Here is a 24479-nt window from a genome sequence, read left to right as displayed (position 1 = left end):
GTAACAATCATACTAGTAGTCTGGCAAGCCAACTTTGATGGGTAGAGGTTGGGTAAAGGGTAAAGGGAAAAGGGTAAGGGATAAAAACCTTTTCCCTTTTCCCCTTGCCCTTTACCCTGCCAAGTTGCCTTGGCGTACTACTAGGCGAACAAATTAACCTACAACACTGCTAGAGAAAACAAAGTCATTTGCTGTGAGCCTAGTTGATGTAATTCCTAGCAATGAAACTAACTCGGTATTTCCGATTTTCACGATAGTATCACTACCCTGTTGCAATAGTGTCAGGGTATTAAACTGAGTAACACCAATACCGCCCAGCCCGATTTTATCAATGCCAACTGTAAAATCAGTCACAATGTTCTTGCTAGTTGGCAGACTGGCGTTAGCAATCCAGAATTGGTCAGCACCAGCACCGCCACTCAGGCTATTACTACCCCCTTGACCAGCAAATAGCAGATCGTCACCATCGCCACCAAACAGGGAATCATTGAAATTAGAGAAGAGTTTGTCATCGCCAGAACCACCGTAGAGACGGTTATTGCTACCGTTACTTGTGAGGGTGTCGTTACCTGAGCCACCGAATAATGATTGACGAGAACCTTCAATGACTGTGAGATTATCATCACCTGCCGCCCCAAACAAATTATTACTACCATTAGCTTCCACCACAGTAATAACATCATCACCACTGCCACCATCGACACTGGTATTTTCAGCCGAGCCATTTTGACCGATAAATATGCGATCGCTACCATCTTCCCCGGAAACTGAAGAGTTATTCCCTGCAAGCACTGTGTCATCTCCGTTTCTAGCTAGGATTGTGTTACCTTCAGCACCTTCTACAAAGTCTGCTCCATCACCTGCATTAAAGAATTGTCCTGGCTCAAGATTGACAGTATCGCTGTTGCTAGAACCAAAACCGTTCGGGAAAATAGGCTCTACACCTGTTAGGTTATTGGGTAATTCGAGAATACCCAGTTTTTCAGCAGCCGTATTACCTGTAATATTGAAATCGTTGTCGTTAATCAAAGCTAGAGTATTGGGTGCTACCAATGCTAGACCTTCTAATTTTTCCACCCCGGTGTAACCCAACTGAGCAGCATTAGCAATCAAACTCTTGCTGACAGGGGTAATATTGGCAGCAGCTAACTCTGTAGAGGTAAGTTGTTCAATAGTTTTACCAACTGGCAAGGTAAAGTTAGCAAAGTTGTTGATGTTGGTCGCCCCAGCTAAATCAATTTGGTAAATTAGTTTATTGCCAGCAGACGTATCATTATCATCTCGTTCAACTACTGCAAGTTTGCCGTTACCCAAAGAAACTGCATCGCCAATCTTATCGGTTCCTGGTAGACCTTCTAGGCGATATAAATACTCTCCTGTTACCTGCTTGCTGACAATATCAAACTCTAGAATTCGCAGGTTGAGAGAAGCTTTGGAAGTCGCATCATTGGCGACATCTGGATTATCGATCGCACTCTGAATAAAGGCATATAATTTATTACCTTCTAGGGCGACAGCTTCAAATCCTCGGTTATTGCGGCGTTGGGCATAAACTGCTGGCAATACCTCAGTGCCAAAAGTTCCAGCCGATCGATCTGGGTTGGTTGCTGTGGCAGTTCCTTGAGGAATAAAGCGGTCAATCAGTTTTCCATTAGTGTCAAAGTGGTAAATTGCCGGACGGTACTCATCCACCAACCAGTAATCTCCATTTTCCGCAACTACAATGCCTTCTAAGTCAGCACCCAAAGGATCGTTAGGTAGAACATTGTTGTCTAAGTCAACGGCAATTTCATCTGTGTAGGCTAAACCGTTTCCTACAGCTTGCAAGTTAGGCAATCCCGTTAATGGGGTCGTTCCATCTTGGCGAAATAGTTTTGTTCTGTTGGTAATGCTGATTTCACCTGTGGTGCGGTTGAGTTCAAAGCTGACTATTTCTGGTTGGAAGTCGGGTAATAAAAATGGTCTTTTGACACCATCAGGTTCTCCATTGGGGCCACGATCTGTGTTGGTGACAAATTTCAGGTTGCCATTGGCTGCAAACCCTTGGAAATACAACCCAGAAAAACCACCCAAGAAAATATCTTGATTTTTAGAGGTCGTGCCTAACTTCGGTAGATTTTCAAATTCATAGATAGTCAACTTGGGTTGGGCAACAGGATTGCGAGGATCGTAACTAGTAGTATCGATATTTAGAGTATTGGGGAAGGCATTGGCTATATTCTCCCAAGGCACCAGTTTAAAGTTAGAACTGACGTTTTCGCCATCGATTGTCTTGGCAGGTTCATTAGAACCATCTTGGGTGACAAATAAACCAAATGGGAAGTTAGGCCCCAGTGGCACATTAATTACATCAGCCCCATCTGACTCTTGCACGCTGTCAATTGACCCATTGTTACCAATGGCAAAGTTACCTACGTATTCGTTGTTACCTTCACGTGTGTAGGCAACAAAGGTGCTATCGCCTTGGCTGGATGCTAACAAGTAGCCTGTGCCGTTTTTGCCGTAATAAATAGTCAACCCTTCGGCATCATCGGTAAGGTGAGAACCACCCTCAAAACGGACGTGATCGATCAGCCTGCCTGTTGTGCCACCGTCTGGTTCTGCCTGGAATTTCCAGATGCCCACATCTTCTTGGGCTATGTAGAGAAAGCCGGTTTCTTGGTCAACCACCATCCCCTCTGTTTGAGGAGAACGCCCTTCTGTGGTAGGTGAGGGGATGGTAAACTCCCGCACCAGTTCAGCGCCAATTTTGCCATTCCCTTTGTCAATCAATTTGAACTGAGCTATATCTCCAGTTTCTCGCCGACTGGTAAAGACATAGTAATCATTAGTTATGGGGCTACGGTATAAGGTAACTCCGTAAGAACTGCGAGTTGATGCAGAATAGGGAGGTTCAAAAGGTGCTGTTTGGAAGATAGTACCAATATTGCTATCAGTGATATCTTCCAAATATTGTCCGGGGGTAGTGGGGTTGGGGTTGATTTTGAAGATTGCTAGTTTATCATTGTTGCGATCGCTAGCTACGGCAATATCAATAGATTGATTGCCTAATTTAAAACCGTATTGCAGGTCAATGTTATTGTAACGAATGCCACCAGGATTAACTGTTTGCAACAAATTGCCAGACAAGTCATAAACCCGCAGTCCGGCATTTTTGACTGAGGTTAGTACTAGGCTATCGGCAGAATTTGCGGCATTGACATAGATGGCAGGATCATCAGCATCAGCATTTCGATCTACAGCAGCTAGCGCTGGATCTTCATCGTCAAATAAAGCAGGACGAGTTTCTAGTGTAGGAGCAGCGGTCGGAACTAAGTCTGCACCCAAAGTGAGGATTTGGGTATATTGGGTACTACCAAAGTTGTTGTCACTTACCAGCACAATCGACTGACGACCATCTGCTAATTTGGGGCCGAAGGCAAGACCTTCTATATTATCCACTCCTGTAATCGGGTGGTTTGCATCAGTAGGCAGATTCAGGTCAGTTAAATTCAACAGCAGTCGTTTTTGAGCGGGTTTAATAGCTGCTAGTTGTTCAGTACTCAGATTGTTGAGAGAATCGTAGAAACTGATGTCAGTTGCACCTTGCAAAGAAACTTCGTAGATTTTGATCGTGTTGCCTACACCTTGTGCAAAGGAACGTTCTAACGCCAGTAATGTGCCTCGATTATCTATTGCTAATAAGTCTGCCAAACCATTGTCAGCGGAGCCTGTGCTAGGGTTGGGTGCTTCGGGAATGGCATCAGTAATATAGAGGTATTCTTTTTCTGGTTGTCCAGTAATATGATGTCCGGCTAATTAACCATAATTAAGCTGCAAATTCAGACCACCAGTAAAAATTGGTTAAACCGCGAATGAGATCGGGACGGTCAATAATTTGGCGACAGCGCTCAAATAAAGCCTCCTCAACCCGATCCAAATTTTCAAAACTACGATTGGCAATTGGTTCATTGGTAAGTGTCCATAGGCGCTCTGCGGGTTGTAATTCTGGTGAGTGGGACGGTAGAAACAAAAGATGAATACCCTCTGGTACAGAGACTTGATTGCTTATGTGCCATCCGGCTTGATCTAGAACTAAAACAACTTGTTTGGTTTTACCAACATTAAAGTGACGAGCAAAATCTTGAAGTACGCGAGTAAACAATTCGATATTGACATAGGGTAAAATCCACCAATACGTTTGCCCAGATTTGGGGTGAACAAAACCATACAACCACAACCATTGAAATCGCCAGTTGACATTTGCAATCGGTACTGCCAATTCATCAACCCAAATACGACGAATCACTGGTTTGAGTCCAACACGATGTTCATCCATTGCCCACACTTCCACGTCGCAATCTGGGTTTGTTCGTTTGATCTGTTCGACTTCGTTGACCAAATTTTTTTTTCCATTCCTCTTGTTCAGTAGGACTTGGTTGAGTATGTTCAGGGCGAGGAACTCGCAATCGGTAGCGCATTTGTTTAAGATAATCCCATCCTCGCTGACGACTGACACGACGACCAATCAGCCTCCCAATCCAGTCTGCTACTTTACGACCGTTCCACAGTCCCCCTTCAATTGGTGGTTCCTGCAATGCTTGCCACAGATAAGCTTGTTGCACATCATCAAGCAATGGTTCGATACCACCTTGATTGTGATTGCGCTGGTCTCCCAATGTTTGTGGACCAATGCGGTTATAGCCCCAAACCAATTCATAAATCCAGCTACGACTGTATCCCGTCGCTGTGGCTACTTCTGCGGTACGCAATCCTTTGGCTAGTAACCAAATAATTTGATAATGTGTTCGCTCGACTGGTTCTTTCGCTTGGCGGTATCGGATCTCCAACTCTTCGAGGCTAAGATGCCCCTCGATTGTGATTCGTTTTGGCATGGCGATCGCTCTTGTACTACACCCTTCATCTTTATTATGGTTGATTGCCCGGACATCATATAACTAGATTGTATTGCAGAATCCGGGAAGGGCTGCCACTGGTGAGCGAAGCCTTTAATCCATCTTGGGACAACGCGTTTTCAGTCGCAGTGAATAAGGTTTTCTGGTTGGGTGTAATGGTGAGGCTTTCAAAAGCTAAGTTATTGTAAACACCTGATGTCTGCGTATCACCTGCATCGATAACACCATTGCTGTTGCTGTCTTCTAGTACTGGTAGAAATTTGCTGGGGACAAATAGCGATCGCACTTCTTGCCCTGTGGTTAGCGAAAACTCTTTAATAAAAGGATTGGTAACACGACCAGCAGTAGGATTAACTTCGCCCTCTGAGGAGATGAAGACTGTCCCATTATTGGTTAAAGCGATACCTTCTGGATCTAGGCTGTTAGTTGCAAAAAAGTTGCCGTTGGTATCTTTTAGGGGTGTAACATTAGTAAAATTCACCCCAGAATTGGTAGCAGTGAAGGTATAAAAACGGGCAGGGGCAACTTGAGAGCGATCGTCTGAGATTGTATAGTAGCGGTTGTTAACTGCATCGTAGGTTACACCAGATAGTCCGCCTAGTGGAGTTTGTACCCCATTCACAGTTCCCGCCACGCCAGCAGGAATAAAGCCTGTGGCAAAAGTACTCTGCCCTACAAATCCAACATTGGGAATGGTTTTACCTGGTTCGGTTGCTCCGGTTTGCACATCTGCGAACACCAAGCGATGGTCAGAACTGGGGAAGGGAAAAGTACCTACCAAAGGAAATGTTGAATCAGTATTTAGAGGCCAAAATACTCCTGAGTTGGCAATTGTCAGGTTAGCGGAAGGTAGCACATAGTCAGTCCGCAGGTTTCCGGGAGTCGTATCGGCAAAGTCTGCGGTGTCAAAGCTAGGATTACCCTTTTGGCTAGCGTTTGCACCAGCTTGTAAGTCTGCTTGTTGGCGCGCACCCAGACTGGTAGGGATGACATTAGTATTGATATTGGGATTTTGCAACAATTGACGAATAGAGTTGTCAAAACTATCACCATCCAACGGATCTGCATTTTGATCGCCCACAATCACAAAGCTCGATCCAGTAGCAATACCGCCAGTTTTACCCTCATCATCGTAAATGTAATTACCATTACCAGGGGTAATATAGTCTGCCCAAAAGCGGATCTCGTCGTGGTTGCGCTTACCGTTGCGGTCTTCCACACCATCAAAGGTTGGGGGTGTGGGGTGGCTGGCGAGGACATGAATTGTCTCGCCGTTTACTTGGATGGGTATATCCCAGTGACTTTTAGAAGAAAGGCGTAGAACTGCCAATTCTTCCTGAGAATACCAGTCATTTGGCTGTGGTGTTGTCGGATCGTCAGGAAGTAAAGCATTGGGCATATCCTTCCATAGAAAATTTTGAAAGGTGCGGATGTTGGCAGTATCGATGGGATATTTGGACAACAGCAACATCCCATATTGACCAGGGAAATTCCCGAATCCGAAAGCATCATCGCCATATCCCAATTCGCCTGGGGTTGTAACTGTTGTGCCATTGTTGTTCAAGTCAAAACCAGAGGCAATACCTGTATTGGAAGGAGCGATGTAGAAGTAGGGGTAGTCAACGGGTGTTGTACCATTCTGGCTAACGGCTAGGTAATTTTGCCGGAATAGTTGAACTGCCTCCGGTGAGTAGTCAAACTCGTTAATTAGCAACACATCCGGGTTATTACGCTGGATAATTTCTGCAACTGCCTTTGCTTGAGCGTTGTCAGGGGTAGACAAATCGCTGACTAACTGACCTTCGGCATTACGATTCAAAGAAGCGTTGAATTGAGAAAAGCGAATTGTATTAGTAGTTACCATGTTTAATTCTGAGATAGATTCTAGATATGAGACTGCTTTGAAAATTGGGAATAAGGAACCGCAGAGGCGCAGAGTACACAGAGAAATCGGAGTTTGATTAAATCTGCGTTAAATAAAGACGAAACGAGTAACAGCCACTGTCGAATATCTGATTGCTGCTAGCATTCCAACATTCCGTATTCCATACAAACGAAGATTCAGTACTACCAATGGTGGTTGGACTCGAAACTGTGCCGTCACTGAAATAAATAGTTGTATTCGGATCTATATCTACAAATGTGACAATAGACCAGCCATTTTCATTAGCATTGAAAGAGATAAAAGCAATATCGCCTTGTGTCAAAGCCATGAATAACGTCTCCTTCAATTTATTTTGTATTGTTTGAAAATTGCCTGAAAAGCTGATGTTCAGTAATAATTGGCAAACATAATCAAGTCACATTGACAATCGCAAGATCGCTATTAAAAAAACTATTTTTTAGTCAAAAAAGCTACGGTTTTTACTAGTATTAATCCATATTCAGCAACCTCAAGTTATCTCAGCAACGTTAAGAAACTGCTAGCAAAAGGTTAAAAGAATAAATAATATACAGTTGGATTTAGATCCCCGACATTTTGAATAAGTCCGAGGGACAGCAATTTTATGTCCATAAAAAAAGGCAGACATCTTGTCCGCCCCACAATAAGTAGTTGGATATTTTTTATTTGAAAGTCATTTTGTATTAAAAGCCACTCTTGCTTACCGGAATTTACCAGGGTTGAGACGAACACCGTTAGGTTGAGACTGACGACGAATTGCAACTCCACTCCGCAAATTGTTTCCAGTACCACCATCTTGACGATCGAGGAAAGGTTTCAGATTAATCCCACTTCTAGATGAGCTAATCCGATTATTGCCACCGCCTAGAAGTGTGCGTCCTAAATTATATAATTCGTTGCCTCCACTACTGCGATCGCCATAAGTGTTAACGGCAATAGTTTGTTGTCCACTGTCAGCAGTAGTCAAGTTTTGGAAAATGCTATTGCGGATAACGTAGGGATCTTTGCCACGTGGAACTGTCAGCACAATTCTACAGGTTGGGTTAGTTTCAGTTGTGACGCAGACAATATTTTCGTTATTTTCTACGGCTGTCTGGAGTTCTTGTAAACCATCTGGGCGATAAAGTTCCAAGCGACTAGCAATTGCTGCACAACGCCTTTGTGCGTCCCAACCACCACCTAAAGCCGCAGGTGCTGCCCAAGGAAAAAATTGTCCTGGTTGACTTTGTGGCTGGTACATGACAGTATACTGTCCATTATAAGTCTGACAGGTAAACCGAGTTGTACCATCAGCAGAGGGAGAAGGTGGTACGCCTGTCGATGTGTCTATTGGGACTGGTGCTGATGTGCCACCTGATGGTACTGTTGGTACTACTACACCATCGCCATTAGAATCATATTGCGCCATTGCTGCCGAATTGCCCAGACACAAAGATAAGCCAAGACTGCCCAAAGATATCAACCGCAGCATTTGTGATGACATAAATCATCCTCCAGGAGAAATAAGTAGGGAATTGATAGTTTAAGTGACGAATAATTCTGGCTTTTGATTCAGCAAAAACCTATTTTTTTCCTCTCTTGCTTTTTCACCAGTGCTTGAATTTCTGTATGATGCCCCACTCCTTGATAGGGGTAACGGTTGTAGCACTTATTTGCTTAAACTGAGTCACTCAAATACTTGAAAATTTTATTTGTATATGCTAAGGCAAATTATTTGGATCGATACCTTGAGATTGTAGATAGGCAATTAGCCGTTCTTTTTGCTGGCGTTCCTGTTCAATTTGTTCCACTGCCCAAAGTAACAAATTACCTGTCTCATCCCACCAGCGCAACCAGTAACCAGTTCTGGCTTCTTTTGTTCCTTGCCAGGTTCCCAGAAATAAACCCATTGAATCAATCCAATGACGACCATTTTCATCAGGTTGCTTCAACTCGTAGCGCCTGTTTTCGAGTTGGTAAAATTCTAATAAACCACCATTTGGGTCAAAAATTATGTAAATTGGGACTTGAATAATCTGCTCGTAAAAAAACCATTTTCCTGGTGGATAGGTTCGTTTAAAAGAGTATTCTCCACCCTCAGTGTCAGATAGAAATTCCATCACAATTGCTGGAATATCTCCATCTAAATTAGGTGTATAGCTTTTACGTTCTCCTAAAACCTGATTTACCGATGGCACATAAACCCAGTCGGGTGCTTTAGCTAGAAATTGCCCGTTTATCGTCGCACAAAGTCCAAAATTTGAAGCTATCAACATCTGCGGTTGGATGAAACCACTTATCTCAAGGCTTTCGCGCAAAGCACCAGCTAATAGTGGCTGACCTGTATTTTCCACTGGTTCATCCTCTAGGTGAAAATCTGCGGGCAATGCTTCCCAAGATATTACCAGTTCTGTTGAAGATTTAGCTTCACCGAGTTGGGTTGTCATAAACACCCCCTTTTATTGATTTGTCTTTATTTTATGGCTGACCAGTGGTTTGTTGCTGACCGGGCGATAAAAAAAGCTAGGATGCAAATAAAATCGCACTGATTCTCAACAAATACAAAAAACCCCGGCTAAATTAGTCGGGGTAAAGTCGAGAAGTGAGATTGACGATGAGATACAGCGATACTGAAATCAAAAAATCTTAACTAACGCTAAAACCAACCAAAACTAAAGCGGTGACGATTAAAGTTGCAAAAAGACCCTGTAAAACGTATTTACGTTGTTCCCAAATTGCTGGGTACTCAGAGTAGTACATTTTGGGTTCTGCTGCGTAGTTGTTGAGAATGCCGTCTTCGTTGGTGGTGGTGTACATAGTTTTTTCTTTTCTTTCTTTGTTATCTTATGTAAATAAATATAACAATTTCGTTATAAAATGTCAATTAGACTTGACAAAAAAAGACTGATAGTAAACATAAAAATGACTTATCGGCACACCACTACCGTTTGGGATAGGTAAAAAACAAAAAACCCCGGCGAAACTAACCGAGGTTACAGAGAGAAGTATGAATGACGATGAGATACAGCGATACTGAAATCAAAAAATCTTAGCTAACACTCAAACCAACCAAAACTAAAGCGGTGACGATTAAAGTTGCAAAAAGACCCTGTAAAACGTATTTACGTTGTTCCCAAATTGCTGGGTACTCAGAGTAGTACATCTTGGGTTCTGCTGCATAGTTGTTGAGAATGCCGTCTTCGTTAGTGGTGGTATACATGGTTTTTTCTTTTCTTTGTTTTGTTATTTTATGTAAATAAATATAACAATTTCGTTACAAAGTGTCAATGAGACTTGACAAAAAAAATACTGATGCTAGCCATAAAGCTAACTTATCTGCGATCGCAGATTCCCGCGAAACGGTTCTAGGGAATGAAAGTAGCTTGTCTATAGCCCTCTTTTACCACTCTAGACAGAGGAAAAATAGCGATTAATTTTTTGATATTCCCTAAATTTCTAACCCAACTACCATTAAGTCGGGCGGATGTTCAACATTAAACTGGTAATATATCTCTCGTCGCTCTTGGGCTGGAAAAGTTAACAGCCATTCTAAAATCCCCATTTCACCGAGTTGAATTTGTGGATTGCTGCGACTGAGGCGTACTTTAATTTGCTCGTTGCGGCTAACTGGCAATTGTTCAGTTAATTTTAGATTTACTTCTTTCTCTAGTAAGTTAGTAACAATCAACCGATAACTATAAGTAATCCGGCGCTGGTTGCTAATTAATCTTTTATCTACCAGGCGTTCAACTAAGTCGCGCTCAATTTTTAAACCTTCGTCAATTCCTAAGTTCAGTTTGAATTCTTGCCCTGGTGCAATATTTTCTAACTGAGTTGTCCCAATAAAAACGTTATCGCGGAAAATATTCGCTTTGCCTGGTAACAAAGTCGCACCGTTGAGACTATTTTTCACATTCGCTTGCAGATAAGCAAAACTTACCAAGCGCGGCATTGCTACATAATCGAAGCTACAAGGATAATCATCGTTGAAAATCGTAGTTTTATGAGGTGCGCCATCGCTGGGAATGTTACCACCGCCATTCAATTTAAAGGTGACTACACTCCCTTCTTTGGATACTTCTGCTGTAATGGTTTCTGCTGGAATCAGACTATCTTCTGCAACTTCGTCTTGTTCTTCTTGCCAATCCACTCTGGCAGCAGAAGCAGGTGGCTCTGGTATGCTAGGGAGTAGTGGTGGCTGGGCAGCAAATCGAGCTCGTCGCATTCTTTGAGGAAGTGGCGTATCAATATACCAGGGTTCAAGTTTGGGTGGAAGTGTACCTAATCCCGGTTTAGCGGTAGAAAGAGTGAGATTTGCACCAATCCAATCTTCGCCAGTGCTTTGAGTGATTTCTGCAAGGTAACTCAGATGTACAATATCGCTGGTAGTGCTAAAGCGCAAGTCATAAAGCGGATTCCAACTAGCGCGATTTACTATGTAGGATATTTCTAATTCAAATTCGCCTTCACCCGCGACTTCAACGGCTACAACTAAGCTAAAACTCTCTTTAGGATGGGGCGTTTGGATTATTTGCAATGAGGTGTGGAGTGCTTGGAGTTGTTTGTCTAATTCCTGCTGTTGAGTTTTGCACTCTCCAGATGCAATCGCATATTCACTATACTGGCTGCCGAGAAAGTTCAAAAAATCCAAAGTTTCGCTGAGGCTGAGATTTTTCCGAGACAAACTTTGTGCAAAGGGTTCTTCTGTTTTTTCACGTAAGCCAGCGATAAAACTAGATTGCAATGCCAAAGCGTCTACTTGGGCTTGCAGGTGGCGTTTTTCTGCTTCTAATTGCTGAATTTGCCTTGTCAAATGTGCTACTCGCTCTGCTATAGGTTCAGTAGTGTAGATGCGATCGCTACTAACTCCCATCAAGCGCACCCCTACCGTACCTGTACCGCTAACCCGAACAGACTCAGTTTCTAGAGTCATTGGCACTGGGGTAATTACTAATTCCTGTTCAATTCCGGTTAAATCAACTACACCTCGCCGTGTAACCAATGCTCTGTCAGAATACACTGTAACAGCTACAATCTCGCTTTGTACTGTTTTGCGCCAAGATGGTATTTCCGGGTTAACCACTGCCAGTTTTCCCCCATTTTTAATGATTCTGCTGGTTAATTGTCAATGTTTATCGGTCTAACAGTCAACCCCTTTAGAGAATTCGTAATTCACAATTACGAACTACGAATTACGAATTCTCTTATCCATGAATTGGTTCAAAAGTACTATAAGCAGTATCAGCTTTTTGTTTAACAATATTTTTTGCCGCTGCTAGTAGATACTCATAATAGGCACGAGCGACGATAGATAGCTGCTTGCCAGATGGATAAACCATGTACCAATCCCGCTGAATGGGGAAGTGTTGCACATCTAAAATGCTAAACTCTGAAGCGTCTGATAGTAAGGTATGACGTGATAAAACAGAAATTCCTAAACCACCTGCGATCGCTTGTTTAATCGCTTCGTTACTTCCCAATTCTAGCTTGACTTTTACTACTACCCCTTGTTCTTCAAAGAGCTTTTGGACGGCGCGACGAGTTCCTGAACCTGGTTCCCGCATAATAAAAGGTTCGTTAGACAGACGTTGTATAGGAATATTTTTTTCTTTAGATAAAGGATGATTAGTCGGTGCAAAGACTATCAAAGGATTTTCTAGAAATGGTTCACAAGTCACATCTATATTGTCTGGAATTTGACTCATAATATATAAGTCATCCAAATTTTGACTCATCCGCTCTAAAATTTGTTCGTGATTTGTTACTTGCAGCGAGATATCAATCCCTGGATAAAGTTCGCAAAATGGCCCTAACAAACGTGGGATAAAATATTTTGCTGTTGTAATCACTGCCAAACGTAATTGTCCCTGTTTTAGCCCTTTTAAATCTGCCACCTTCATTTCATACTGGGCTATATTGTGAAAAATCTGCCGACAAGTAGCAAACAACTCCCGTCCTGCCTCTGTCAGATACAATCGCTTCCCCACTTGCTCAAATAATGGCAAACCTACTGATTTTGTAAGTTGCTTGATCTGCATAGAAACGGTAGGTTGGGTAAGAAACAATTCCTCAGCAGCACGAGTAAAGCTACTGTGCCGTGCCGCTGCCTCGAACACCTTTAACTGGTGCAGCGTCGCTTGGTTCAAGAGTGATTCTCCTATATATAGCGATTAATAGATATAAAACTAGTATTGCTGAACACTGGCAAATGATATAGTGATGCTCACAGAAAGTTACGAGTTTTATCATAGACAAAACTCTATTACTTATATTAAAACAAAAGTATTTATTTATGGATTGAAAGAGCTATTATTCAGAATAGCTAAAGCGTAAGATGCCTTCTATCTAAACGATGAATGCTGAACGATGATTTGACAAAATTCATCTATCATCATTCATCATTCCATAATTCTTCTTGAACTTTTGTCGGTAGCTTGGTTAAGTCTGGTAATCTTAGTACCTCGATCTCCGCAACTTGTTCTTTTTCTTTAACATTCACTGGTAAGTTTAACGGTTCGCGTTCTTCTATCCAGCAGCTTGCCAATGGCAAAGTTAACTCCATTTCATCCAGAGGTCGAGGAATTACCATCACTGCATTCAATTCCCCAATGCGTTCTGCTTCAAACATTCCCGCTTCCACTGCTACCGCCACATTTGCTACGGAACCACGAATAATAGCCGTACACAAACCCGCACCAATTTTTTCATAAGCTGCTAAATGAACATCAGCAGCTTTGAGCATCGCATCACACGCTCCGACCATCGCGGGAAATCCTCGCGTTTCTACCAAACCAATTGCTTGATTACTCAGACGGCTGGAATTGCCCTCTTCCATCAATTTAGTGAAACGAGTTGTAATGGGAAGTACTATATCTAGGTTGGGATAAGGTCGGGGAATCACCAAACTAGAAACCAACTGACCAAACTGTTCAGCCGTTTGCACGCCAGATTCTACCGCCAGACGCACGTCAGCAATTCCACCCCGAACGATCGCAGTACAATGACCACTACCAATTTTTTCATACCCAACCAGGTGAACTCCCGCTGATTTCAGCATCATATCAGCCGTCCCAACGATTGCCGGAAAGCTACGGCAAGAAACCAAACCCAAAGCAGTATCCTGAAAGGTTTCTTGACTACTCGCTCCCTGGATAGTACGAATCGACCGTTGATTATATGTTTCCATGATGAATTCTCCAAAATACGGAAAAAGCCGACAACTTACAATTAACACTTACTCTGACTAATCGTCAGGGTTTGGGTCGTTCAAGGATTGTCTATGAGGAAACAATGTAGTCAACAGTCTGCTTATGCTCCCTTGTCCATAAATTTGAGTCCCAAAACCATTAGGGGATTCTAAGGCAGACTGACTGGGATCTGAATGATGTTCTGTTGACTCTTGGGATTCCCCCAAGGCCGAGTCAGTATCATTGGTCGGTTCCTCCACAGGAGGAGACTGACTTTCGGGAGTGACGGGAGATTTAAAATAAGAAATCGACTTGTTTTGTTTGAAATCTACAAAAGCCGAAGCTGAGAAGTTAGTTGAGGAAACTACCTTTTCCTCAACTCCACCTGAGCTATTTTCTTCTTCCTTAGGTGGTCTATTTGTAGTAGAAGTTGGGTTATTTGTAGATGCTTCTAGCTGTTTTTTTGGCTCAATCTGCCGACTGGTGTCTCCTAAAATTGAACCAGGCGGTACTACTTGTTCAGGTTCAACCGAATAGTTAAAAACTGTAGTCGCTGAACCAATACAAGCATTTGCGCCAATTTTGCCTTTGCCAATCATCAAAAAACCGGCTCCCAGGTTTGCACCTGCTTCTATCTCTAGGGTGCCTTCATGGACTTGGAGAATTGCTCCCATACCAATACAGACCCCTGGCCCAATGACGATCTTGCTGTTTACAGCCGCTTGGAGGATTACCCCAGGTGCAAGTACCGCGCTTGGATGAATAGTCACCTCACCACTAATGTAAGTATCAAAGTTATTGCTGAGGCGCAGTAGCGGCACAGACATGGAAATTTTAACCTCGCAAGCCCTAAGAAGATAGGAGTTAAAAGTGAGGAGTTAGGAGTTAGTTAAAAGTGGGGGAGTTATAAATTTTCAGTTTGGAGTTATCAATTAACAATCTTTTTTAACTCCTAACTTCTAACTCCCAACTCTTGTACAGACGCGATTAATCGCGTCTCTACTCCTAACTCCTTAAGGTCGTTGAATAATCGTTTCTAATACACGACGCTTGGCTTTGGGGTCAACACCAATTAAGCGCACATATTCCCCTTGGTATTCGCCGAGTTGTCTTTCTATGGCGGCGATCGCTTCTCTTTCTGAGGAGGCTTGAATTTGACCAGTGCTAGTCCAAGAACCTGTACGGAATCGTCGTTGATCTACGTGTTCAATGCTAATTTTTGAGCCGCTAGCCAATAATTGCCGGAGTTGGTCTACTACTTCACTACTTAAGCGGGTACTAGTAGCTGTTGCTGTTGCTGTTGCAGAGGGCGCACTGCTAGTATATGATTTCTGACTACCAGAGGAGGCTACTTGACCATTTGGACGTTGGATAATGGTTTCTAATACCCGTCGTTTGGCTTTCGGGTCAATCCCAATTAAGCGTATATATTCTCCTTCGTATTCGCCGAGGTGTGCTTCTATGGCGGCGATCGCTTCTCTTTCTGAGGAGGCTTGAATTTGACCGATACTAGTCCAGGAATTTATCCGGAAGCGGCGCTCATCCACGTGTTCAAGGCTAATTTTTGAGCCGCTAGCCAATAAATGCCGAAGTTGGTCTACTACTTCAGAACTCAAACGGTTAGTGCTAGCTGTTCCCCTATCATAGGATGCTGTACTACTACTAGTACTAGTATATGATTTCTGACCACCAGAGGAGGCTACTTGACCATTTGGACGTTGAATAATGGTCTCTAACACCCGCCGTTTTGCTTTGGTGTCAATACCGATTAAACGTACATACTCACCTTGATGGCTTGCTATACATTCTTCCAAAGCGGAGATGACTTGATTTGTGGAAGTTGCATCAATTGGCGTGCAACTAGTCCAGGAACCAGTACGGAAACGACGCTCATCTACGTGTTCCATACCAATTTTGTAACCACCTGCCAAGAGTTGGCGGATTTGCTCTAGAGTTTCGCCACTGATTGTGCCACTGCTAGAACCGTTACCGTTACCATTACTGCTGCTGTAGCTGCTGTAACTGTTATTGCCATGACTAGCCGGCGCTTTAAAGCTGCTAGCTGGTTTTGCATCATCATCGGGACGTTGGATGATGGCTTCTAGCACGCGCCGTCTACCTTTGTCAATGCCAAACAGTCGGACATACTCGCCGCTATGCTCTTGTAGACAGCCTTCTAATGCTGCGATCGCTTCACCGAGGGATCTCGGTTCGATTGGTTGGCAACTAGTCCAAGAACCCGTGCGGAAACGTCTTTGGTCTACATGTTCCGTACCAATTTTATACCCTTGCCCCAATAGATACCGCAACTGATCTATTGTTTCTCCACCCAAGCTATTGCTCGACACTTCACTACTCCTTTCCAACTCTAAAACAGTAATACCATTACCTGTATAAGATTTAGCGTTCTCATCCCGAATGGGTGCTATACATTTAGTATCCGCAGCACAGAGATAACCAGCTCGTAATGCCTGATTAATTCCAACCACATGATGAGCAAATTCTTTATCTTGATCTTGCACATCTGGCAAGCGATCGGCTTGCTGCTGGCTGGTAATTATCGCTCCCGAAGGTACATACTTCCCAGAGGGAATCTCTACGTCTTGAATCAAAGCGTGCATCATTACGATGCAACCTGCACCCACCCTGGCATTAAATATCGTAGAGCGAAAGCCAATGAAGGAATTATCACCTACATAAGCTGGCCCGTGAATTAGAGCCATGTGGGTAATGCAAGCGTTTTTACCAATCCATACTGAGTATTTATTTTGGTCATCGCCAATTACTCGGCCTTGCTCCAACCCATGAATGACAACACCATCTTGAATGTTGGTGTTTTCACCCAGATAAAAAGGTGTGCCTTCATCCGCTCTAATCGTAGTCCCCGGAGCAACGATTACATTTGCACCTATTCGTACATCCCCAATCAGATTGGAGAATGAATGCACAAAAGCAGTTTCATGGATTTTGGGTTCAGCTAAATTCCTTGACCACGGGGTTGGGGGTGCCGCCGTGCTGCGGACTGCCATCGCGAGATTCCTCCTGTATTGTCATTGTCAGTTGTCATTTGTCATTTGTCTTTTGTCATTTGTCGACAGCTAATAACTAATACAACTCTTGGAGAGACTGCGCTAACAGCTTCTCTTAGAGACGCTAACCGAACAAGGTTCCTGAGCGTAGTCGAAGGGCAGCACAAGTGACTAATGACCAATGACTAATGACTAATGACTATCGATATTGATCTTTTTTGCTGTAAATTAGGCGATCTTCAACGTGAATGGTGTCTACGATCGCCACTACTACTGCATCTAATGGACGTTGTTCATTTCCAAGCACTTGACGAGCAACACTGCCACGACTGACAAGTACCCACTCATCTACTCCTGCTCCTACACTATCTGCTGCTACTTCATATTGTGGCAGGATGTTTCCGTTTTCATCCACTAATTGTAACAACAGTAGTTTTACACCTCTAAGACTCGGATCTTTTTGGGTGCTAACTACTGTGCCGCGAACTTTGGCAACTTGCATTACAAATTACGGTCTTCTACCAAAAGGACGAATTGCATTCACATTTTCCCGGAACTGCTCTACGTCTTCGGTATAACGAATTGGGAGGACGTATTCCAAGTTTTCGTGAGGACGAGCAATGATATGAGTAGACAATACTTGTCCGCCGTTGACCCGCTTTACAGATTCAACTCCTGCGGCCACAGAAGCTTGCACTTCCGAAACGTCACCCCGAACAATTACCGTCACCCGACCACTACCGATTTTTTCATAACCTACTAAAGTGACGCGGGCAGCTTTCACCATTGCATCAGCAGCTTCCACCACTGCTGGAAAGCCCAGCGTTTCAACCATTCCCACTGCAATTGACATTAGTTTTAATCCCTATTTCAAAGTTTTTAGTCTTGGACAAAAGTGATACTCTTTTCAGGCAAAAAGCGTTAATTACTTTGTTTAAACAGCTTTTAAGTACGGAATTGTTCCACCGCTTCTGTGTAACGTATCGGCAAGACGTATTCCAGGTTTTCGTGAGGACGAGCAATGATATGAGTGGATAACACTTCACCACCAAAGACTCTTTTTGCCGCTTCAACCCCAGCAGCTACGGATGCTTGCACTTCCGATACATCTCCCCGAACTATCACGGTGACGCGAGCGCTACCAATTTTTTCATACCCTACTAAGGTGACACGGGCGGCTTTCACCATCGCATCAGCAGCTTCCACCACTGCTGGAAAGCCCTTCGTTTCAATCATTCCAACTGCAATTGGCATCGCAGAACTCCTACAAAATTAATGCAATCTGTACTGTCGTTTGAATTTTTTGACGGGGAGAGCCTGATCTTATAGCTAAGAAAACACTTCCAAATTAAGCATAGGAAAGCTTGGCGTTCCTGGCAATATAAATTACTATAATAGTTTATGATAAGAAAGTTTTAAAAAACTTAACAAAAAGTTATCTAGGCTTCTGAGCAATTAAAGTTTACAGATTCCTTGAGCAAGCACTTATGCTTTATAATTTCTTTATCACATTTATAAAACGACATTCATAACCAGGGCTAATCCTATCCGATCGAAGGTAAACAGCGGCTGTATGTTTTGCTGTATCTATCTTTTCTCAAATATTTCTAAGTGTACAATGACTAGGTAAAACATACATAAGTTTTTTAAATATATTGTATAAATTACTTTGGTGAAAGTAGAAATACAAATGTAAAAAGGTCAGTGATATTAAGGCAAGTAAATGCTTTTGCTTATGTAAAGTTATATTTTACTTAATATTTAATAGGGTAGCGTTAAGTAAAAGTACTTCTGGAAGTTAAGTTAAAATAATAGTAAAGAAACATTGGTAATTTTGGTAAATTAATTTTATTAAATAAAAAATTGGTTGGAATTTTTTTAAAATCAAGGCTGAGTCATTAAGGGAAATTTAAATGGAGCAATTTCTATTTTCAACAAGTTGGTTTGTGCCTTTGTATAGCTTATCAGGTGCAATTTTGACCTTGCCGTGGGGAATAGGAATAATTAGGCGAACAGGGCCAAGACCTGCGGCATACTTCAACTTGTTGACGACCGTTTTAGCTTTTGTCCATAGCCTGTTTGTATTTAAAACTATCTGGGATAGAGAACCAGAAAACTTATTAGTCAATTGGTTCAAAGCAGCAGATTTAGACTTATCTTTTGCCTTGGAACTATCGCCAGTCAGCATTGGGGCAACAGTTTTAATTACAGGGTTAAGCTTACTGGCACAAGTTTATGCTCTGGGTTACATGGAAAAAGACTGGTCGTTAGCGCGTTTTTTTGCGCTGCTGGGATTCTTTGAAGCAGCGCTGAATGGTTTAGCGATTAGCAATTCTTTGTTTCTCAGCTATGCCCTTTTGGAAGTACTGACGCTTTCGACTTACTTGCTGGTGGGTTTCTGGTACGCTCAACCATTAGTAGTGACAGCGGCGCGGGATGCATTTTGGACTAAACGGGTAGGAGACTTGTTGCTGCTGATGGCTGTAGTGACACTTTCTACCTTAGCTGGGAGTTTGAACTTTTCGGATTTATATGAGTGGGCGCAAACAGCTAATTTAAGCCCAATGACATCGACGCTGCTAGGGTTGGCACTAATTGCTGGGCCTGCTGGTAAATGTGCCCAATTTCCACTACATCTGTGGTTAGATGAGGCAATGGAAGGGCCCAACCCTGCCTCGGTAATGCGGAATTCTCTGGTAGTAGCTGGTGGTGCTTATTTACTGTATAGATTTCAACCATTATTAGCGCTGTCGCCAGTTGCCTTAAATGCTTTGGTAGTCATGGGTACAGTAACGGCGATTGGAGCGACATTAGTATCCATAGCTCAAATTGACATTAAGCGATCGCTATCTCATTCCACCAGTGCATACATGGGGTTAGTGTTTTTAGCAGTGGGGTTACAGCAAGGGGGTGTAGCCTTGATGTTGCTGTTAGCTCATGCGATCGCTAAAGCGTTATTATTTATGAGTTCTGGTTCAGTCATCTTAACTACCCAAAGCCAAGATTTAACAGAAATGGGCGGTTTGTGGTCGCGGATGCCAGCCACCACCACAGCCTTTGTAGTTGGTTCAGCCGGGATGGTAACACTGCTCCCCTTGGGAAGTTTCTGGGCAATGTTAGCATGGGCTGACGGTTTCGTGAGTATTAGCCCTTGGGTAATTGGGGTTTTAATATTAGTCAATGGTTTGACAGCATTGAATTTGACGAGAGTATTTAGATTAGTCTTCTGGGGTAAACCGCAACAAAAGACCCGTCGTACCCCAGAAGTTGGTTGGCAGATGGCCTTCCCAATGGTGTTTCTGACAGTGCTGACTCTGCTTCTACCTTTGATGCTACAGCAATGGTACTTACTACCAGATTGGGAAAGTATTAATTGGTATGTGGTGTTAGCCTTGTTTGGGTCTACCGTAGTGGGGGTAGGTGTAGGGTGTACAGTTTACCTGCACAAAGCTTGGTCAAGATCCAGAATCTTAACGTGGAGATTTCTGCAAGATTTGTTAGGTTATGATTTTTATATTGACCGAGTTTATCTTGTAACCGTGGTAAGTGTAGTAGCACTGCTATCTAAAATCTCTGCTTGGAGCGATCGCTACTTGGTTGACGGTTTAGTAAACTTGGTTGGGTTTGCGACCATTTTCGGCGGACAAACCTTAAAGTACAGCATTTCTGGGCAATCTCAGGGCTATATGTTGACCATCCTAGCAGTTGTCAGCGTCCTGGGTTTTTTCATCAGTTGGTCATTGGGTTTACTAGATAAATTGCCTTTTTAGAGAGACGCGATAAATCGCGTCTGTACAAAACGTAGAGACGCGATTTATCGCGGCTGTTATTCATGCCTCATCTCCCCTTACCCGAAGTCTATGCTTAGTGTTTTAATTCTAGTGCCGTTGATTGGCGCGGCTTTAATTGGTTTCTCGCCCTCTAGCATCAGTGGGAAATTTGCCCGTAGGGTGGCTTTGGTCTTTGCGATTATCGCTTTCTTGTGGACAATCGTATTAGTAAGTCAGTTCCATCCAGGAGAAATTACTCAACAGTTTGCTGAATCTCTCCCTTGGATAGATGCTATAGGGTTAAATTATAACCTTGGGATAGATGGTTTATCTTTGCCGTTGCTGGTTTTAAATGGATTGTTAACTTGTATTGCCATTTACAGCAGCGATGAATCCCTACAGCGTCCGAAATTTTATTACTCTTTAATATTATTATTAAACACTGGGGTGACAGGAGCCTTTCTAGCACAGGATTTACTGTTATTTTTCCTGTTTTACGAATTGGAACTAATTCCGCTGTATTTGTTGATCGCCATTTGGGGTGGCTCCAAACGCGGTTATGCTGCGACTAAATTTCTGATTTATACAGCCGTTTCGGGAATCCTGCTTTTAGCAAGTTTCCTGGGTATGGTTTGGCTGAGTGGTTCCTCTAATTTTGCACTAGCAACCTTGAACGCAACAACTCTACCTCTAGCCACACAGCTTTTATTGCTAGCGGGAATTTTGATCGGTTTTGGAATTAAAATTCCCTTGGTTCCCTTCCATACTTGGTTGCCAGATGCTCACGTTGAAGCTTCGACGCCGATTTCTGTGCTATTGGCTGGGGTGCTGTTGAAGTTGGGAACCTACGGCTTACTGCGCTTTGGCATGAACTTGTTACCAGAAGCTTGGGCTTATGTGGCTCCTTGGTTGGCGATTTGGGCAGTAGTGAGCGTACTCTATGGTTCATCTTGTGCGATCGCCCAAAGCGATATGAAAAAAATGGTAGCATACAGCTCCATTGGACACATGGGTTACGTGCTTCTAGCGGCGGCGGCGGGTACACCTTTAAGTGTGTTGGGTGCTGTGATGCAAATGATTAGCCACGGCTTGATTTCGGCAATGCTATTTTTGCTGGTAGGGGTTGTGTATCAAAAAGCCGGAAGCCGTGATTTAGCAATCATCAAAGGATTGCTGAACCCAGAACGGGGTATGCCAGTAATCGGTAGCTTGATGATTGTCGGAGTTATGGCCAGCGCTGGTATACCGGGAATGCTAGGGTTTATTTCCGAATTCGTAATTTATCGGGGAAGTTTTGCAGTTTTTCCAGTGCAAACTTTGTTATGTATGCTTGGTACTGGTTTAACAGCAGTTTATTTCTTAATACTCGTCAACCGCGCCTTTTTTGGACGTTTATCTTCACCTGTTGTTAATTTACCACGTGTGTATTGGAGCGATCGCATCCCAGCTGCAATTTTAGCTGTGCTGATTGTGATTTTTGGCATTCAACCTAGTTGGTTAGTGCGTTGGACTGAACCAACAATTACAGCAATGATAAATACCCAAAACGTAGTAGCAACAGTGTCCTTAGATAAAGCAATGGGGAATGGGGAGTAGGGAATGGAGAGATGAGGAAGATAGGGGGACAAGGGGACAAGGGGGTAAACAAAACTCCTAACTCCTAACTCCTAACTCCTAACTCTTAACTCAGCACTCCTAATGCCCAATGCCCCAATTCCTAAACTTTTTGGAGAGATGGCAATGGTAACTATTAAAAAGAAAGCTACTCACAATCCTTTAGCTGAGTATATTGAACGCCTACAAAATGGAGATGCATTACTCTTTGATAGTCCAGAGAATGTATTGGAAGTTGTTGGGATTCTGAAAAGCTATGGAGTAGTTTTAGATGCTTATTCAATAAATCTTAACTATATTGCCGAGCATCAGTTTTTAGTATTTTTCCCATTTTTTAAATACTTTAATGGAGACGTTTCTTTTCAGAAATTACTCCGTCACTGGTGGCATGACCGAATAAATTTTGAATATGCCGAATATTGCATGAAAGGCATGATGTGGCATGGTGGCGGCGGACTAGATACGTATTTAGATACACAAGAATTTCAAGAAAGAGCGCAAGCCGTTATCAACGCAAAATTTAAAAATAATCCCTTGATTTTGGGTATTAACCAACTGTTTCCAGATTTCTTAACAGAACAGTTGCGCGTCTCTGCTTACTACAGCGGTTTAGGTCAATTTTGGCGAGTCATGGCCGATATGTTCCTCAACTTATCAGACCGCTATGACCGAGGCGAAATCAAATCGATTCCCCAAGTTGTAGACCACATTAAAGCCGGGTTAGTGGCAAATGCATCAAACCCAATTACCTATGCTGTCAAAATTCGAGATCAGGTCTATGAAATAATTCCTAAAAGCGTTGGTTTGACTTTCTTAGCAGATACAGCAATACCTTATGTAGAGGCAGTATTTTTCCGGGGAACTCCTTTCCAAGGTACTGTTTCATACAACGCCCAAGCTTATCAAATCTCCCCAGATCAAAGTCGATTTCAATATGGTGCATTGTATGCCGATCCTTTACCCATCGGTGGCGCGGGTATTCCTCCTACCTTGTTGATGCAAGATATGCGTCATTATCTTCCAGAATATTTGCACGAGATTTATCGTCGCAGTCTTCGGGGTGAAGATGATTTGCGAGTTCAAATTTGCATGAGTTTCCAAAAATCGATGTTTTGCGTGACCACAGCAACGATTTTGGGACTGATGCCTCATCCTTTAGATACTAAAGATCCAAATGAGCAAAAAGGTAATCTAGTTTATTTAGAGAAGTGGATGAGTCGGTTCCAAACTTCGCGGTTGCTGGATGTGAATAAATGACAGATGATTCCACCATTACTCACGAGGCATTCAAGCAATTTGAGCGCGACAAATTTTCTCTTGTAGCTCAAGAATACGATCGCGCGATCGCTGTTGTGACTTCTCAGGTAGATGAAGCCATATTGGATGCTGTGGGAGCTAAGGGTGGTATTCGATTGCTAGACGTGGCTTGCGGCACTGGCTGGCTTAGTGCCGCAGCACTAAAGCGGCAGGCTATAGTCACAGGATTAGACTTTGCAGAGAATATGGTGGCCATTGCCAAAGTGCGATGTCCTCAAGGGTCATTCTATCAAGGAGACGCTGAAAACTTAACTTTCGAGTCGGGTCAGTTTGAGGCGGTGGTTTGTAACTTGGGTATTCTCCATTTCCCAAACCCCGAAAAAGCGATCGCTGAATCCTTTCGCGTACTCAAACCGGGAGGACGCTACGCTTTCACCTGCTGGACACCGCCAACACGCAATCCATTTATGGCTCTGATACTGGGTTCGGTGCAGACTTATGGCAGCATGGATGTGAATTTACCTTCTGGGCCACCCCTATTTCGCTTTGGCGATCGCACTGAATGCGAAATGGTTTTAAGCGCCGAGGGATTTACTCAAGTATCTGTCACCGAACTGCCCATCACATGGACTTTCTCTACACCTGAAGATGTGATGCCAAAGATTACTGTAAGTTCGGTGCGTCTGGGGTCGATATTGGCAATGCAAACCGATGAGCAACGGCGTAATATTGAAAACGCAATTATCGAGGGAGCCTCAAAGTATATCACAGAAAATGGTGTGGAAATTCCCGCTTCTGTGATGCTGACTCTCGGTTACAAACCATAAGCTAGAAAAACCTTTGAA

General features: G+C 43.1%; 19 protein-coding genes and 2 pseudogenes. 5 read left to right on the top strand and 16 right to left on the bottom strand.

Features of this window, described 5'->3' with window-relative positions; translation table 11 throughout:
* Window positions 1–153: 153 nt before the first annotated feature.
* The 8 genes and pseudogenes from ACR5KR_RS34180 to psb34 (ACR5KR_RS34145) all read right to left on the bottom strand — a co-directional run.
* A pseudogene (locus ACR5KR_RS34180) lies at window positions 154–3783 on the bottom strand (phytase); the annotation flags it as partial.
* A gap of 25 nt (window positions 3784–3808) precedes the next feature.
* Window positions 3809–4874 (bottom strand): annotated as a pseudogene (locus ACR5KR_RS34175) (IS630 family transposase).
* Between the two features lie 55 nt (window positions 4875–4929).
* Window positions 4930–6759, bottom strand: coding sequence for an esterase-like activity of phytase family protein (locus ACR5KR_RS34170; RefSeq protein WP_448269820.1), 1830 nt, complete (start codon window positions 6757–6759; stop codon window positions 4930–4932).
* A gap of 97 nt (window positions 6760–6856) precedes the next feature.
* Complete coding sequence (locus tag ACR5KR_RS34165) at window positions 6857–7108, bottom strand: hypothetical protein (RefSeq protein WP_448269818.1); 252 nt, start codon at window positions 7106–7108, stop codon at window positions 6857–6859.
* A gap of 390 nt (window positions 7109–7498) precedes the next feature.
* A complete protein-coding gene (locus ACR5KR_RS34160) occupies window positions 7499–8281 on the bottom strand; it encodes a COP23 domain-containing protein (protein WP_448269816.1) in 783 nt (260 codons plus the stop codon).
* Between the two features lie 217 nt (window positions 8282–8498).
* Window positions 8499–9224: a Uma2 family endonuclease gene (locus ACR5KR_RS34155; RefSeq protein WP_448269814.1), complete on the bottom strand. Its 726-nt coding sequence runs from the start codon at window positions 9222–9224 to the stop codon at window positions 8499–8501.
* A 199-nt stretch (window positions 9225–9423) separates the two neighbouring features.
* On the bottom strand, window positions 9424–9594 hold the full coding sequence (gene psb34 / locus ACR5KR_RS34150) for a photosystem II assembly protein Psb34 (protein WP_322673543.1): 171 nt from the start codon (window positions 9592–9594) through the stop codon (window positions 9424–9426).
* A gap of 232 nt (window positions 9595–9826) precedes the next feature.
* Window positions 9827–9997, bottom strand: a complete 171-nt coding sequence (gene psb34, locus ACR5KR_RS34145; RefSeq protein ID WP_448269812.1) for a photosystem II assembly protein Psb34 — start codon at window positions 9995–9997, stop codon at window positions 9827–9829.
* 67 nt (window positions 9998–10064) lie between these two features.
* Between psb34 (ACR5KR_RS34145) and ACR5KR_RS34140 the strand changes: the two genes are divergently transcribed.
* Complete coding sequence (locus ACR5KR_RS34140) at window positions 10065–10211, top strand: hypothetical protein (RefSeq protein ID WP_448269810.1); 147 nt, start codon at window positions 10065–10067, stop codon at window positions 10209–10211.
* 14 nt (window positions 10212–10225) lie between these two features.
* Here the strand turns inward: ACR5KR_RS34140 and ACR5KR_RS34135 are convergent, their stop codons facing one another.
* From ACR5KR_RS34135 to ACR5KR_RS34100, 8 genes are all read right to left on the bottom strand, one after another.
* Window positions 10226–11860, bottom strand: a complete 1635-nt coding sequence (locus ACR5KR_RS34135) for a mucoidy inhibitor MuiA family protein (protein WP_448269808.1) — start codon at window positions 11858–11860, stop codon at window positions 10226–10228.
* Window positions 11861–11981: 121 nt separating this feature from the next.
* Window positions 11982–12923, bottom strand: a complete 942-nt coding sequence (locus ACR5KR_RS34130; protein WP_448269806.1) for a LysR substrate-binding domain-containing protein — start codon at window positions 12921–12923, stop codon at window positions 11982–11984.
* A 245-nt stretch (window positions 12924–13168) separates the two neighbouring features.
* A complete protein-coding gene (locus ACR5KR_RS34125; protein WP_445629582.1) occupies window positions 13169–13963 on the bottom strand; it encodes a BMC domain-containing protein in 795 nt (264 codons plus the stop codon).
* 57 nt (window positions 13964–14020) lie between these two features.
* Entirely contained in the window at window positions 14021–14791 is a 771-nt protein-coding gene (locus ACR5KR_RS34120) for a transferase (protein WP_448269804.1), read from the bottom strand.
* A gap of 186 nt (window positions 14792–14977) precedes the next feature.
* Complete coding sequence (locus ACR5KR_RS34115) at window positions 14978–16993, bottom strand: ribulose bisphosphate carboxylase small subunit (protein WP_448269802.1); 2016 nt, start codon at window positions 16991–16993, stop codon at window positions 14978–14980.
* Between the two features lie 199 nt (window positions 16994–17192).
* The gene (locus ACR5KR_RS34110; RefSeq protein WP_445629579.1) at window positions 17193–17495 is read right to left on the bottom strand and encodes a EutN/CcmL family microcompartment protein; all 303 of its coding nucleotides are present in this window, start codon (window positions 17493–17495) and stop codon (window positions 17193–17195) included.
* Between the two features lie 6 nt (window positions 17496–17501).
* A complete protein-coding gene (locus ACR5KR_RS34105; protein ID WP_010995041.1) occupies window positions 17502–17846 on the bottom strand; it encodes a carbon dioxide-concentrating mechanism protein CcmK in 345 nt (114 codons plus the stop codon).
* Between the two features lie 92 nt (window positions 17847–17938).
* The gene (locus ACR5KR_RS34100; RefSeq protein WP_012410633.1) at window positions 17939–18247 is read right to left on the bottom strand and encodes a carbon dioxide-concentrating mechanism protein CcmK; all 309 of its coding nucleotides are present in this window, start codon (window positions 18245–18247) and stop codon (window positions 17939–17941) included.
* A 659-nt stretch (window positions 18248–18906) separates the two neighbouring features.
* Here ACR5KR_RS34100 and ACR5KR_RS34095 point away from each other — a divergent pair.
* The 4 genes from ACR5KR_RS34095 (at window position 18907) to ACR5KR_RS34080 (ending at window position 24461) form a co-directional block, all read left to right on the top strand.
* On the top strand, window positions 18907–20763 hold the full coding sequence (locus ACR5KR_RS34095) for an NAD(P)H-quinone oxidoreductase subunit F (RefSeq protein WP_448269800.1): 1857 nt from the start codon (window positions 18907–18909) through the stop codon (window positions 20761–20763).
* 90 nt (window positions 20764–20853) lie between these two features.
* Window positions 20854–22359: an NADH-quinone oxidoreductase subunit M gene (locus tag ACR5KR_RS34090; RefSeq protein WP_448269798.1), complete on the top strand. Its 1506-nt coding sequence runs from the start codon at window positions 20854–20856 to the stop codon at window positions 22357–22359.
* 144 nt (window positions 22360–22503) lie between these two features.
* Window positions 22504–23634 (top strand): CO2 hydration protein, encoded by a 1131-nt coding sequence (locus ACR5KR_RS34085; RefSeq protein ID WP_448269796.1) that lies wholly within the window; start codon window positions 22504–22506, stop codon window positions 23632–23634.
* Entirely contained in the window at window positions 23631–24461 is an 831-nt protein-coding gene (locus ACR5KR_RS34080) for a class I SAM-dependent methyltransferase (protein ID WP_448269794.1), read from the top strand. The genes ACR5KR_RS34085 and ACR5KR_RS34080 overlap by 4 nt, the downstream gene beginning before the upstream one ends.
* Window positions 24462–24479: the final 18 nt, after the last annotated feature.

The organism is Nostoc sp. DSM 114159 (assembly GCF_053470285.1).
The sequence above is the reverse complement of the archived record's forward strand: the minus strand, read 5'-3'. Positions and strand labels throughout refer to the sequence as shown.